The 14073-nt window shown below is 63.8% G+C and carries 12 protein-coding genes and 1 pseudogene; 3 read left to right on the top strand and 10 right to left on the bottom strand.

Annotation, left to right across the window (positions count from 1 at the left end; all coding sequences use genetic code 11):
- Nucleotides 1-16: 16 nt before the first annotated feature.
- The gene (locus HNR73_RS31615) at nt 17-2176 is read right to left on the bottom strand and encodes an RHS repeat domain-containing protein (protein WP_184791356.1); all 2160 of its coding nucleotides are present in this window, start codon (nt 2174-2176) and stop codon (nt 17-19) included.
- On the opposite strand from HNR73_RS31615, the gene HNR73_RS40300 reads away from it, so the two are divergent.
- Nucleotides 2099-2841, top strand: a protein-coding gene (locus tag HNR73_RS40300; protein ID WP_311677836.1) for an IS5 family transposase whose coding sequence is annotated in 2 segments (ribosomal slippage) — nt 2099-2369 and nt 2369-2841 — 744 coding nt in all. Because the reading frame shifts where the segments join, the coding sequence is not laid out codon by codon here. The genes HNR73_RS31615 and HNR73_RS40300 overlap by 78 nt on opposite strands.
- Nucleotides 2842-3982: 1141 nt before the next feature.
- Here the strand turns inward: HNR73_RS40300 and HNR73_RS31630 are convergent.
- The 8 genes and pseudogenes from HNR73_RS31630 to HNR73_RS31665 form a co-directional block, all read right to left on the bottom strand.
- On the bottom strand, nt 3983-5869 hold the full coding sequence (locus tag HNR73_RS31630) for a hypothetical protein (RefSeq protein WP_184791357.1): 1887 nt from the start codon (nt 5867-5869) through the stop codon (nt 3983-3985).
- A 13-nt stretch (nt 5870-5882) separates the two neighbouring features.
- Nucleotides 5883-9407, bottom strand: a complete 3525-nt coding sequence (locus HNR73_RS41005) for a laminin G domain-containing protein (protein ID WP_184791358.1) — start codon at nt 9405-9407, stop codon at nt 5883-5885.
- A 340-nt stretch (nt 9408-9747) separates the two neighbouring features.
- Nucleotides 9748-10344, bottom strand: coding sequence for a TetR/AcrR family transcriptional regulator (locus tag HNR73_RS31640; protein ID WP_184791359.1), 597 nt, complete (start codon nt 10342-10344; stop codon nt 9748-9750).
- Between the two features lie 157 nt (nt 10345-10501).
- Nucleotides 10502-10696 (bottom strand): annotated as a pseudogene (locus HNR73_RS40310) (response regulator transcription factor); the annotation flags it as partial.
- Between the two features lie 234 nt (nt 10697-10930).
- Nucleotides 10931-11167, bottom strand: a complete 237-nt coding sequence (locus HNR73_RS31650) for a hypothetical protein (protein ID WP_184791361.1) — start codon at nt 11165-11167, stop codon at nt 10931-10933.
- A gap of 2 nt (nt 11168-11169) precedes the next feature.
- Nucleotides 11170-11424: a hypothetical protein gene (locus HNR73_RS31655; protein WP_184791362.1), complete on the bottom strand. Its 255-nt coding sequence runs from the start codon at nt 11422-11424 to the stop codon at nt 11170-11172.
- Nucleotides 11425-11487: 63 nt separating this feature from the next.
- Nucleotides 11488-12015 carry a hypothetical protein gene (locus tag HNR73_RS31660; protein ID WP_184791363.1) on the bottom strand — a complete coding sequence of 176 codons (528 nt, stop codon included), beginning with the start codon at nt 12013-12015 and terminating at the stop codon, nt 11488-11490.
- A 268-nt stretch (nt 12016-12283) separates the two neighbouring features.
- Nucleotides 12284-12547 carry a hypothetical protein gene (locus tag HNR73_RS31665; RefSeq protein ID WP_184791364.1) on the bottom strand — a complete coding sequence of 88 codons (264 nt, stop codon included), beginning with the start codon at nt 12545-12547 and terminating at the stop codon, nt 12284-12286.
- A 313-nt stretch (nt 12548-12860) separates the two neighbouring features.
- On the opposite strand from HNR73_RS31665, the gene HNR73_RS31670 reads away from it, so the two are divergent.
- Together HNR73_RS31670 and HNR73_RS41260 are read left to right on the top strand one after the other, a co-directional pair.
- Complete coding sequence (locus HNR73_RS31670) at nt 12861-13724, top strand: helix-turn-helix domain-containing protein (RefSeq protein ID WP_184791365.1); 864 nt, start codon at nt 12861-12863, stop codon at nt 13722-13724.
- Nucleotides 13721-13918 (top strand): DUF397 domain-containing protein, encoded by a 198-nt coding sequence (locus HNR73_RS41260; protein WP_184791366.1) that lies wholly within the window; start codon nt 13721-13723, stop codon nt 13916-13918. The genes HNR73_RS31670 and HNR73_RS41260 overlap by 4 nt, the downstream gene beginning before the upstream one ends.
- Here HNR73_RS41260 and HNR73_RS31680 read toward each other — a convergent pair.
- On the bottom strand, nt 13870-14052 hold the full coding sequence (locus tag HNR73_RS31680; RefSeq protein WP_184791484.1) for a hypothetical protein: 183 nt from the start codon (nt 14050-14052) through the stop codon (nt 13870-13872). The genes HNR73_RS41260 and HNR73_RS31680 overlap by 49 nt on opposite strands.
- Between the last annotated feature and the right edge of the window lie 21 nt (nt 14053-14073).

The following is a 14073-nucleotide window of genomic DNA, read 5'->3' on the forward strand; positions in this document are numbered from 1 at the left end:
AACGAGCGAACTAGCATTAGAGCCCCAAGTCCCTTCCTCCGGTTCGTGATGAACTTTCGATTATTTGCTCCCAGGTCTTGCCTTCACCTCTGAGCCAATTCACCGTCGGCCCCAGCTCATCCCCGTACTTGGCGAGATTGCGCTCATAAATTGTGGCGAGCATCTCGGGGGAAGATTTGGCTTTGTAATGAGCTCCCATGATTCTACGCTGGGCACTCAGAACTCGTGCGGTGAGTTCAGGCGACGCCCCATTACCAAGAAGTGTCTCTCCGAGCTTTTTAAGGCCGCTCACTTCCTCCACATACGATTCGCGGACAGATGAAGCTGCTTTGGCGGTCGCGTTCGGGATCAGTTTACTCGGAAGTCCCTTGAGTGCGCCTGGCAGAGCTTTGACGGCACCTGGCAATGCCTTGACAGCTCCTGGCAACGCGCGAGCCGCATTTTTCGCAGCGCCCGCCAGTGGACCAAGGATGCCAAGCGCTCCTCCGATGACAGCGCCTTCGAGACTTTCGGTGACGGTCTCATCGATGCTGTCGCCTTCGATGTTGCTGGTGACGGCGCTCCCGATGGCACCGGCAAGCATCCCGCAGCCCACGGCAGCTGGCGCGGCAGCCACACCGAACGTCGCACCTGTGGCGATGCTCATGCACATCGCGCCGGCGGCGATTCCTACGACGGCGCCGACGATCCCGGCGTTGTCGGTGATCCACCGGTCGGCGGAGTCGATGGCTTCGCAGGTCCAGGACCAGCCCCAGCAGTCGTCACCTTCTGGTTCGGGCGGGGGCGGGGGTGCGTAGTAGCTCGGCGGGTGGTAGCTGTCGGAGTTGACCCATGCCTCTGCGGCGTAGGTTCCCTGTGGCATGTCGGGGTCTTGGGCCAGACCGGATGGGTCCGAGACCGAGAGTGGGCTGTTGCTGGCGTACGCGTAGCCGTGCAGCTGTTGACGGTTCTCGGTCATCGCAACCGGGTCATCGCTGATGAAGCGTCCGAGGGTGCCGTCGTACTCGCGGGCTCCGATGTGGGTCAGGCCGCTGGGGTCGTTGACTCCGTTTTGGAAACCGCGTTCTCCCGGCCAAGCCACACTGGTGCCACGCGGGTTGCCATAGGGGTCCTGGTAGCGGTAGGTGAGGACCTGTGGGTTGCCTTGATTGATGGCGACTGATGCGGTGCCTTGGTGGTCATTGAAGAGCCACTGGAGGCCGCCAGCGGTGGTGCGTACAGCGAAGACCGATCCCGCGTGGGTGTAGTAGCGCGCGCAGCTCCGGCTATTCGTGGCGGTGTCGTAGCGGATCTCCTGGCCGGGCAGGTAGAGAGTTGCGCCCTTGGGATCACGACGAATGAGGCGTTCACCGTCGGCCCCGTAGATGTTGGTCGAGGACCCAGCCGCGTCGGCGATGGTGGCCAGGCGTCCCTCGACGTCCCAGGTCAAGGACTGCTCTGTCCCGCTCGGACTCGTACGCGCCTTCATGTTGCCGGCGTCGTCGTATTGGAAGTTCCGAATGAACGGCGTGTCCGTCGTCGCGGCGGTACTGGTGCTGGCGCTGGTGACCGCGTGCGGGTGCGCGGTGTCTGTCTGTTTGTAAGCGGTGGTTGCGCCGGTGGTGTTGTCCGTCAGCGAGATCCGGTTGCCGGTGTCATCGTGCCCGTAGGTCTTCCAGTACGGAGCCGGCCCACCGAGGTTCTCGGCGTCAGGTGCATCGGAGCATTTTTCGCTGGACGGCGTCCAGGCGTCGGTCAGCCGCTGGAGCCTGTCGTAACCGAAGCATTGGGTGTCGTTCTTAACGTCCTCTTCGATGCGGGTGATGGTCCCGACATCGTTGTAGGTGTAGTTGGTGTTCGCGACAGGGTTGGTTTCGTCACCGACGACGGTCCGAGTGAGGCGCCCAGTCGCTTCGTCGTGCCAGTTGGTCAGTTTCGACTGGAAGCTGTTGTTGGAGTAGGTCGTGCTCTCAAGAGCGCCATAAGAACTTCTAACAGGATCTTCAGCGTTTGTGCTGGTGGTGGGTGACGGTTGTCGGGTTTGGTCGTTGGATCGGGTATGGGACGACCGTGGGTTGTGGATGATGGGTTGTGGTCGCGGATCGAGCCGTTGCTTCCGGTGTGGCCAGACAAGTCGCCTGGTCCCCGTCCGCTGGACGACAGGTTGTGTCTGCAGGGGATCTTGTTCGTGCTGCACACCGGGATCGGGTGGGAAGACCTCCCGCAGGAGCTCGGATACGGGTCAGGGATGACGTGTTGGCGCAGGTTGAAGCGCTGGTCGGATGCGGGCGTGTTCGACCAGCTGCATCAGGTGCTCCTGGGCGAACTCAACGCGGCGGGGCGGATCGACTGGACGCGCGCGGTGGCCGATGGCGGGCATCTACGGGCGAAAAAGGGGGCGAGGGTGTCGGCCCATCGCCGGTGGATCGAGGCAGGCCAGGCTCGAAGCATCACGTGATCTGCGACGGTGCCGGTGTTCCTTTGCGAGTGATCACCACCGGCGGGAACATCCCCGACGTCACCCAGGCGATCGCGCTGGTCGACGGGATCCGACCCGTCCGCGGGAGACCTGGCAGACCCCGGCGCCGTTTCGAGGCGCTCCTGGCCGACAAGGGCTACGACTCTCACGCCGTTCGCGAACAGATCACCGCCCGCCGGATCATGCCGATCATCCCTCGCCGAGGCACTACCGGCATCGCCCGCCTGGGCAAACTCCGCTACGTCGTCGAACAGACGATCTCCCACTTGCACCAGTTCAAACGCCTCGCCATCCGCTGGGACAAACACCTCGACATCCACGACGCCCTGGTATCCCTCGCCTGCGCCCTCATCTGCCACCGACGACTACCAAGATCCTGTTAGAAGCTCTTAGTAGCTAATCCGCCACGACTGGTTCGACTCGAGTCACGCGGTCGACGCCTGGCTCCCTAAGGCACTCACGGCCTCACCAAGAGTAGGGGTCCGTGCTAATTCGGTTCACCAGAGCGGGAAACCCCACGTGAGAGTTGCCTACCTGCGGGTGGCCGTCTCTCGCCAAGTCGCCATAAATGCCACGTCCGCTCCAGATGACGGTCCGGGCGACGTATCCAGTTCTGCTAACTGTCAGCAACTTCAACCTCGCCCTACAGGCACCGAGCATCCACTCCAGCATGCTAATTGACGAGTGACCACAAGACACACCTGAATAGCGATGCCTTGGGGCGGGGAAATGGCGCTACATCAATCGGCGCCATTCGTTTAGAGTGTCGACGGATAGCCTACAATGCGCCAATAGCGAATTGATGTTCATTCCATCGATCACGAGGTCGGTATCAGGATGCAGGAACTTGATCCAAATTGTCATAGACGACACGTACGCAAGCTCACTCGGGGTCACAACCCTGGCATCCGTGTATGTATCGACAATCAACCCAACACCTTCCTGCGACCACATGGCAACAACTAGACCAGCTTCGCAAGCCTCCTCCACTAGTGGCGGAGGAAAAATGGGTTCACCGAAGGCTAGCTGGGCACGAAAGACCCACCTGCGACGCCACAAGGTTCCAATGGATACCGAGTCCGGAAACTTTACTTTCGTAATCTTAGCTTTCGAGTAATCAGACTCCGTCACTTTAGCCATCCTCCATTCTTCTATCCGTATGGACCGAGCCACTCCGCCGCACTATTGACCTTCCCGAAAGAGCCCGGCAGGAATATGCTCTCGGTCATTCTCAAGCCCCTAACGAGGAGGCCGGATGATTCCAGTTCTGAAACAACCGATACCGGAAGCCTGCAGACAATTATGCAATGCGTGCCGCCGTGGAATGTAGACGCTCGTACCGCATAGTCGGAGGCGATATCCCAGGCCTCATCAAATGTAGCTTGGGACCGCCCCACGGCAAAGAAGCTTCCTGCCGACTTTGTCCCAGACTTGTTGGCAAGGGAAGCCGCAAGGCTCAAGCCATTGCTCAAGATCTCGTCGGCCGATGTCATGGTTGTGCCATGGAGGAAGTCCTCAGTCGCCTCAACGGCTGGGTCGGCAGCCTTCGCTGTCGTCGACGCGGTTGTACATCTGGACCCAGTCGAATTCGATGGGTGGCATCGCCGCGGTGCCGCCCACGTGCCCGGTGCGAGTGATCGTGTCGAGCCATAGGCCGGCTCGGGTGCCGTCACCGGGGTTGGGGAACGTGTGGGTCATTTCCCAGGAGTCGACGGGCATGTGCTTGCCGAGTCCGTTGTCCCAGATCGTCGTGGTGATCTTGGTGAGGCGCTTGGTGGACCACAAGGTCGGCGCGAGACTCCCCGGGCAACTTGTGGTCGAGGTGCACGACAGGTCCCAAGGGGTATCGGGCCAGTGAGCCTCGTCGTGCGTGCCGCAATCGGACAGGCATCGGTCGGTCAAAGTGAAATCGATCCGGCCGGGGACGATGCCACCGTATTCGGTGCCGTCACGGTTGTCGGTCCCGTAGTCGATACGGACGAGTTCACCGGCCCGGTCGTACAGGACGGGGTTGTCGGCCTTACCGGCTTTGCCGTACCGGTTGGTGTCGACGTCGTACCAGTACGACATGGTGTTGCCGTGGACGTCGACGACGTAGTCGAGGTTCCACTTCCATGCCTGGTCGCAGAAGGATGATCCGAAGGTCGAGTCATGGCAGGGCTCGTCGGTGTTGTTGCCGGCGACGGGCATGGTCAAGACGGATTCGGTCGCGGTCTTGTCGCTGGTCCAGCCTGGCAGCTGGTTGAGGCCGAAGAAGTACTGGGTGCCGTCGGGTGTGGTGAGTTTCCAGTACTCGTTGTTGTTGTCGGGGTTGTCGGTGTCGGTCTTTCGTTCGATGACGGTGCCGTCATCGTTCTTCAGGCGCCACTTGCCGCTGTCATCGTCTTGAACGAGTTCGCCACCGCGGCCTTCCATGGAAAGGATGGCGTTGTCGGTCTTCCAGCAGCGGTCGCCGGTCTTTTCGGTGTTGTTGGCGCCGTCCATGTCGTTGGCACATGGGACGTAGCGGCGCTCGATGGAGCCCGACCCGAACGAGAAGCCTTCACCGATCCATCCGGGTTGGTTGTTGGTGGCTTCTGAGCGTCCGTCGACCGAGGCCGAAGAGTAGGACAGACCGAGGCTGGGGAGCGGGCCCGCTCCGACTGGGGAGGGCACGGTCATCGGATAGGACCAGTTGTAGCTGCCGCTGTTGCCGCCTTGCGACCATGTTGACGATGGGGAGAGTTTTGAGGCGGTGTAGTCCCCGGCGCCGCCCTTGCTGTCGGCAGCCAGCAGAAGGGTGGTGGTCTCGGCCGCGGCGAGCGGAACGTCGGCGATGACGGTGGCGCCGGCGATATTGTTGGTGGTGTCCAGCCGTTCAGGGGCGCAGCCCACGCACCCGGGTACCGTCCACAAGGCGAGCCGCGTGCGCCAGTCCGCACCGAAGGCATATGCGAAGGCGGCGTAGTCGACTTGGGCGGAGACCTCGCCTGATCCGTCGTCATCGACACGGGTCAGTTCGAAGACGAGCCCGCTGGTGAAACCCTTGGCATCACTGTCGGATCGTCCGAGCGTGTTCACCTGGATCGACGCGATCGGGTCGGAGCCGATCGGAGCGAGTGCGATCACCGAGCCCGGCACGGTGAGGCGTTGATCGGTCGCGAGTTCGATTCTCGCGCTGCTGGAGGACGGCCAGACAGGGGCGGGAAGATTCGCAGTGGCCTCACCTGCCAGCTCCTGGTTGATATCGCGGTCGAGGACCGCCGGATCGACCTCGAGACCTCGCACAAAAGGAACGTCCGCCGGTCCCTCGAACGGGGCTTCCGGGAGATCGATGGATCCAGTCAGTAAACCAGTGAGTACCGTCGCGGCGGTCGCCGCGGCGGCCAGACGAAAGGCGTTCCGGCTGGTCACGGTCATGATCTTCTTCATTTCCGGTCGCATCTCAAGCACCCCGCACGCTGTCGTAGAAGGCATTGGCCTGCGCGGTGGTCATCGCGCCCTGGAACACCTGGACGTCGTCGACAAACCCGCTGAACATGTCGCAGTCGCCGTCAGGATTGGCTGTCGTGACACTGTTGGCATCCTGGCCGCGGCCGACACCGACCCGCCCGGTCGAATCCCACATCCGTGCCGCCATCGTTGCCGTCGCCGACGGAAGGAGTTCTCCTGAGTCGTTGATCTGGGCCCCGTTGACGTAGAGCCGGATCTCGCCCCGGGCTGCGTCATACACACCCAGCAGGTGGGTCAACCCGAGGGTTGACGCCTCAGTCGTGCAGGCTTTGGTGATCCCGGAACCCGCCTCATCGGTGTTACGCATGGTCATGCACCACTGGCTGGTCTCGACGCCGTCGATGGTGACTTTGCGGTTCTGTAGGCGGAACGCGCTCATGTTCACGCCATCTTGCGACACTGCTGTGGAGAAGTCGCGAAGGTCGCCGAGCTGGACCCAGGCTGCGACCGTGAACGACTGGTCGGTGTTCAGACTGCCGGCTTGCAGGTCGGCCGTCGGTTCGGTCTGCGCGTACCCCGAGCCGTCCACGGTCTGCAGGGCGTATCCCGAGCCGAGCTGCTCCATGATGGCCGGCTCCTGGAGGCTCAGGTCGTGCCCCCAACCGATCAGGCGGTTGACGGCCGTGCCACAACAGTCAGTGTCGAAGTCCCAGCGCCCGACGGGAGTCGCCGCCATGAGGGGCTGCAGGTCATTGGCACCCTCGACGATGTCGTCAACACCGATGACACGATTGAAGACTCGGACTTGGGCGATGTGCCCGCGCCAGAAGTCGGTGACCACGCCCTTGTGCAACCCCGCGCCTAGGCGCATCTTCCCGGGAGCGGACCAGTGCGATCCGACATGGACGGTGCTCTCGCCGCCCTGAAGCGCGCCATCGACGAAGATGCTGGCGTCGCCGGTCTTGGCGTCATAGGTGGCGGCGAGGTGGGTCCAGATGCCGACCTTGGGTACTACATCGGAGACTGCGTTCGGTGCCCACGCGTAGTCGGCGCTGTCGTTAGTGGTGAAACGGAACTCCCACTTGTTCGAGGAGGCAACATATCCGAAGTAGATCCCGTTGTTGTACGTGCCGTCCTGACCGACGATGGTGCCGCTGGTCGCGGTACTCGCCAGCCGCACCCATGCTCCGATGCTGAAGGACTTGCTCGTATCGAGCACCGCGTTGGGCGTCTCTGCCCAGCCACCATTGTTGAACTGCGCGGTGGACGCGCCGACAAGGCGCACGCCGTCGGACCAGCTCAAGGCTCCCGACGTCGTGAGGTTCTGGCCGCCGAAGACGGTGTTGGTCAGGGCCGGGAACTCACTCGCGGGTCCGTCTTCGAGGCCCCAACCGGCGATGGCCGGAGACGCGCGAGCCACCTTGAACCAGTACGTGGCATCGCCACTTTGGTTTCCGGCCGCGTCCACGCTACGCACGTAGAGAACGTTGTCACCGTAGGAGGGCGGCGTCAGCGGGATCGTGACCGCGGCACCGATGCTCGGTGCCATGACAGGAGTCAACGGCGATGCGGACCAGTCGTAGAGGTACTTCACCGCGTCATCGGCAGTGGAGAACGTGAAGTCCGCGGTCAGGCCGGGTACATCGTTCACCGGACATGACACGTCCGGGTCGCACTCGAGGTACTGCAGTGAGTCGATCTCGGGCGGCGCGGGGCTACTCGAGTCGACCTCGAACCTGCAGGTCTTGGATACCTTGCTGTCGATCACTCCATCGTTCGACTGCATGTACCACTCGTAGTGCCCGTCCTGGAGCGCCGGCAACTGGTAGGAGGCCCGTTCGTTGCCGACCGTTGTCGACGTCGGCTTCACGGTCCAAGTTGCCGCTCCGACCTGGCGCCAGTACACCTTGCCGGTCAATGTTTGCTGAGTCTTGTCGTCGTCCCCGAACTTCGCTGACAGCTTGTGCGTGCTGCCCGACTTCAGGATCTCGTCGTTGTCCTCGCAGTACGTCGACCCCACCTTCATTTCCGAAGGCGGGTCTGGGTAGGAGTTGTACTCGACCTTGAACAGGGCCGTCGACTGGTCGAACTTCTTCCACCGGCCCTGCGTGGACTCCCCCGCGCCGCCGCTGTCACGTGCCGACAGCGCGACCGTGTAGTAGTTCCACTTCTCCTTCGCGGCCAGCTGAACGTCGGTCTTCATGGCCGTAGAGGTGAAGTCGAGCTTGGGGTCTTCGGGGTCGTAGCAGACACCTTTGTTCGCCGCAGCCGACTTGGAGGTGAGGTACTTGTCCAGTTTCGCGTTCGTCCAGCTCGTGCGCGGGCTTGTCGGGGTCCGGGACCTGTACAGATACACCGAGGTCGGCGCGCAGTCGTACGAGTGGTACAGCGTGATCACGAAGTGGGCGTTGAGGATCTGCTTCCCGTCAAGGTTCACACCATTGGCGTCGGTGGGGAAGCGGAACATCGACCGGTACAGCCAGTTGTGGCTCGGATCGGGGTCACGCCCGACCCTGGCCAAAGCCGACGTTGGAGTCGCGCCCCAAGTGGTGTTCGCGTTGTTGGCGTACGCCCAGTTCTTCTCATCGGTGTTGAAGTCAGGATCGATGTACACCGGGAAGACCGTGTCCGGGCCCGTCAGCAGGTCGGGGTCTGGCACCAACGCCATGGTCTGACCCGCAAGGTCGATCTCCACTGGAGCGATCTGGGCGCCATCACCGGCCTCGTCGACGCTCGAGGTGTCCAGAGAGCGAGCCGCGGAGCCGGAGAGAGTCGTGGAATCCCACATCACCGCTGGATCGGCGGTCGCGAAGAGTTCCCCTCCGGCGACGACGCTCAGACCGCCCTGCGCAGTCTCCGCAATCGATACATCCCCCCCGAGCACGTAAGGGATGCGGGCGAGCGCAGGATTCGCTGCCGCAGCAGCCGTCTTCACGACCAGCGTGTGGGTGAATCCTGTCGGCGTGGCACGAACCCGTAGATCGACCTCCGGAAACACCTCCGGGTACAGCACGGCATCCCCGTCGAGCATTCCGGCCGGAAGCGGTGAAGGCCACGACAAAGTCAGGGTCTGCCCCGTCGGCGAGTGCAAGCTCGCCAGCACGGTGTCGCCACCCGGGGAGAACGACACGTCCGCGAGTGACGCGATCGGCGCGTATCGTCCATCCGCCCGCGCCTCGACTGAAGTGTCCACGTCCGCCCACGAGCCATCCGACCGCGGCACCCACCGCGGAACGAGTGATGAGGCCATGGTCATGGTGCCGGCAGGGTCCGCGACAACTTGCGTATACGGGGTCCGCGCGTCCAGCGCTTCAACGGACGTTCCGCAGGAGACTGCCAATGCCTGGGCGGCGTTGACGCTCGACGCCACCGTGGACGCACACGTCGTCACGACATCCTCGGCCGTGGCCTCGGCAGGGACGGACAGCAGTGATGCCGCAAAGGCAGCGACAGCCAGGGAAGTAAGAGCCGACCGCGAAACTCGGCCCCTGGGCAGGGGCAGCGACCAGTTGGGCACGAGGGCACCTCAATCGGGCGTGGGCAATACAGGGCTTGACCGCTCTCGTGGCGCAGCATGACCGCTGTCAATCGAAGATCAGCGATCGTTACCGTTCCGTGACCATGCCCACGGTCTGTCCACTTAGATCTTCGGTGTTGCACCTGGCTGGGCGACAACCCTGTGGCCCCGGCTACCATCTCGGCCCTTGAGGATCCGTTCACCAGGGCACGGATCGGATGGGAGTGACAGACCTACCCGTCAACCATTGACCTAGCGCTCGGGCGCCCTCGATCGTTCACTTTGGATTCGTCGACCTTCGCGGGCATCGTCGGACTACGCGGGCGGGAACGCTTCGTCGCTACGACCGTGGCCGCAGCCCGTCGGCGAGGATGACGGTGACGCCGAGGACGACCCTGCGGTCCCAGCCTGAAGCTCGGGCGGCGTGGCATAGGCCGGCCAGTACGGCGAGGACGTCGGTGGCTTTCCAGCGTGGGTCGACGGCTCGTGCTCCTTGGGCGCGGCCGAGGAGGGCGGTGATCATGTCGCGCCAGGCGTTGACGGTGGCGGCGACGGCTTGGTCGGGGGTGTCGGTGAGCAGGTCAAGTACGGAGTGGTTGCCGGATGCCTGGTCGATCAGTTCGGCGACCATGGTGAAGAACGCCGGGCCTGGTTCGGTGGTGGTGGCGAGGAGTTCTTGAGCGCGGGCGGTGAGTCGGGTGATGGTGCGTTCGGCGACCGCGCGAAGCAGGTCTTCTTTGGTGGCGAAGTGCCGGAAGATCGTGCCGTTGCCGAGTCCGGCGAGTGTGGAGATGAGTTCGGTCGACGCCTTCGAGCCTTGCTGGGCGAAGACGGTCTCGGCGGCGTCGAGGATCCTCTGACGGTTGCGGCGTGCGTCGGCGCGTTGGGTTCGGGCTTCGGTGATGTGGTCGGTGGGTGGGGACTTGGGCGCGTTCACTTCGGGTTTCCGTTCTTGTGCGGCGTGGAGGGTGAGCCCCCACCCGGTCGCGGTTGGCGGGTGGGGGCTCGTGGCGTCGCCTGGGGTGCTGACGCCAGGGTGTGGGCCGCGGAGGCGGGATCGTGCTCGACAGCGATCCGCCGGCCCGTGTGGCTTGTCAGGCGAGTAATCCGTCGCGGAAGCCGATCGCGACGGCGTGGGCTCGGTCGCGGGCTCCGATCTTGCGGAACAGGCGGACGGCGTGGGTCTTGATGGTCTCCTCGGCCAGGGACAGTTCGCGGCCGATGGCGGCGTTGGTCTTGCCTTCGGCCATCCCGGTCAGGGTCTGCAGTTCCCGCTCGGTCAGGGTGCGGCCTCTGCGTGTCTGGCCCGTTGGGGGTGGGTGGTGACTGGGCTGGACGCCTGCGGCGGCGAGCCGGGTCAGCAGGGTGTCGAGGTAGACGCGGGCGCGGGCCCGGTCGGGGACGGGCCCGAAGGTGGTGCGCAGTAGCGCGGCGGCGAGGTTGCCCGCGTCGGCCCGAGAGGCCGGTCTGTTATGGATGGTCGTGGTGGTCATCGCTCGGCCTCCTGGGCTGATCGGTTGGTCTTAGTGGCTGGCCGGTCCGGGTGCCCACACGAGGAAGCGGGTGCCGTCGACGGTGCGGGCCAGGCGGATCTCGTCGTGGTGTCCGGCGTGCGGGTCGGGTGTGAGCCCGAGGTTGTGTGCGTAGGCCTCGATGTGCGCGGGGTCTTCGGCATGGAGGCTGAGCAGTAGTTCGTGCTGGGCGAGGCTGGTGGTGACCAGCCACGGCCAGAAGGCTTGCGGGATCGGCGCGACCGGCATCGTCAGGACCTGATTGCCTGGGCTTGTCCGCGCAGGTTCGACACGTCGGACTCGGTGGCCGAGATCGTGTTGAGGACCGTGTCGATCCCGTCGATCACGGTTCGGGTGCGGGCGGCGGACCCGTCGTCGCCGACGCCTTGGAGGATGCCGGTGAGTTGCTCACCGGCCTCGCGTGCGGCGTTGGCGGCACTGAGGGCGTCGTTGAGGCGGGACTCGGTGGCATGGAGCAGGCCTGACAGTTCATCGATCGAAGACATCGTGGTGTTCCTTCGCTGGTCAGGTGGTGGTCGGTCGTAGCGGGCCGGACGCGATGGCCCGGCTCAGCTCGCGGGCGAGCGCGCGGAGCACGGTGACCAGGTCGGCGTGCTCGCCGAGACTGGAAGCGGGCTTGCGGTTCTTGTGGTGGGGCATGGTGGTGTTCCTTGGGTCGGGTGGTTCGGACTGTGCGCGGGTGCGACTGTCCGGTCGGGACTGTCGAAGCGTTGCTGTGCTGGGAGGTCCCAGTCGGCGATGACCGCGAGCGACAGGTCGTCGCCGCCGGTCAGGCGCAGGCGCCACACGACGTCGCGGCCGTCATGGATCCGGCGCAAGGAGGTGGCCAGGGCGTCCCAGACTCCGGCGCGCATCGCCGGGCACAAGCCGTGCAGTCGCGGCAGGTAGGTGTGGACTTTGGTGGTGAACCAGACGCCGACGCCGTCGAGGTCGCGATGGCAGCCGTCGCGCAGGATCGGTGGCTTCTTCAGCCAGTCCCGTGCCCGCAGTGGCGGGACCGGGATCGAGAGATCGCGTGCGTCGGCATCGCACGGTGGTGGCCCGACATGGGCGAAGGTGTGCCACACGGCGGGCATAAAAACCGTGTCTCCATCAGGAACTTGAGTTCGCGAAGGATCGCGTGCTGCTCGTCCTCACCGAGTGGATAGGCGCCGCCGTCAAAGATCCAGCCAGGTACTCCACCATTCGCGTTGGTGATCACGGCGACGAACGTGGCGTGCCTGCCGAGACTGGAGACCCTGGCGACCTCGACACGGTCGGGGCTGTGCCCACGGATCTCGTAGTCCTTGGCGAAGGCCGTCTTCACCCGGATCACACCGATCAACGGCGGGTCCTCCCACGTGATCACGGATGCCTCCGCGCAGACACGAACTCACATGCCTCGACATAGGAGGCAAACACCAGTAGCCCCGCACAGAGGACCAACCACAGTGGAGGCTTATCCACCTCGCCCCGCACTTCGTTGCCCCACCAGGTCAGCGGAATCGCCGCACACGCAACAAACGGCCCGCAACAAAGACGCAGTACTCGGTGCAACCACATCGGTCCGGGCGATGGCCGGTCGAACCAGTACTGGTTCTCGTGGCCGTCTATCTTCTCGTTGTTCATCGAACCCGCCTTTATGGAGAGGGAAAGATCGTCCGTTGCTCTAGGCTGCGATGAAAGCCGGATCGCCCTACTGAACTCTTTGGACCGGCTCTTCTGCCTCCGTGGTGCGCGCCGATTTTCCGCTCACATGTCCGGAAGTCTGAAGTCTCCTCGAAACCCGTGCTGATACCCCGACGCTACGTCGTGACCAGGGCGAAGGCTAGATAGCGCGCGGCGGCAGAAAAGCGCGCGCGATGTGACACGGGCGATTTTGACACCAATAATCGCCCGCGCGATCCTTCGCCTCGCGGCGACTGTGGGGCACCATATAGTGATGGCTGACAACCTCATGCCTCGCCAAAGCGCGAAACCGAAGGCATCTGACCCGGACTTCACGCTGACACAGCTCGGGAATGCTCTTCGTCGACTCCGAGAAGGTAGCGGCAGCGAGCACACACTGACCTATGTGGCCGATGCCACCGGCTACAACCGACACTCGCTCCGCAAACTCGAACGCGGTGAACTCAAGAACCCTCAACGGCTGATCGTGGAAGGCCTCTGCAGGTTCTACCGTGCGAGCCCGGCGACGACGGCCGAACTGATGCGGATGCTCGTCCCAGGAGACCGGCGTGGGTACTGGCAGCCCTATGGACGCGGCATGAGCCAGAAGTTCCGGCCGTTCGCCGACGCCGAACGTGACGCGGCTGCGATTCAGTCGTGGGAGTGCGAGTACATCCCTGGACTGCTGCAGACCGACGAGTACATGCGCTTGGTCCAGGCTGCGGAGCTGCCCATCGCGCCTTCGACCGCAGAAGATGTTCGGTTGTTCCGGCTCCAACGCCAGCGGCTCCTCGATGAGCGCACGCCGTATCCACGGATCCAGTATGTGATCGGTGAAGCGGCGATCAGGTACCTCGACGACCACCCGGACATCCAAGAACGCCAGCTGCAACGCCTCCGGGCCGCGGCGTCCAGGCCGGCGGTTGACGTTCTCATCGCCCGCGGTCTGCACCCGACGATGGGAACTTCTTTCACTATCATGATCCCAGGTCCGCCAGCGGCCGGACGACCATTCGTGTACCTCGAGGCGCTGGACGGATGCCGGTACGTCGAAGCGCGGGACATAGTGTCGACCTTCGTGGAGGCGTTCAATCGGCTCTGCACGATGGCCGTACCGATAGAGGAGTACCAACGATGACGCCTGGACAGTGGCGCACGAGTAGCCGAAGCCAAGGGTCTGGTGGGAACTGCGTCAAAACCCGGCTCGGTGCTCTCGAGCTACCCCAGATCGGTGACTCCAAGCTCCCCGACAGCGCCGCCGTACTCGAACTCTCCAGCAGCGACTACCGGCAGTTCCTGCTGGCGATCAAGCAGGGGCAGTTCACCAGATAGGGCCCCGCGACGTTCCGGCCCCGGCGAGCTCTGACTCGCTGGGGCCATGTGCTGTCCAGGGCAAGGGCGGCGGCGTCGCTGCTCTTCTGTGCGGCGTACTCCTTGCCGATGTCGTCGGTCTGGATCAGTGTCACCGTCGAGTGGTACCAACGAAT

The organism is Phytomonospora endophytica (assembly GCF_014202425.1).
Taxonomy (GTDB): Bacteria; Actinomycetota; Actinomycetes; order Mycobacteriales; family Micromonosporaceae; genus Phytomonospora; species Phytomonospora endophytica.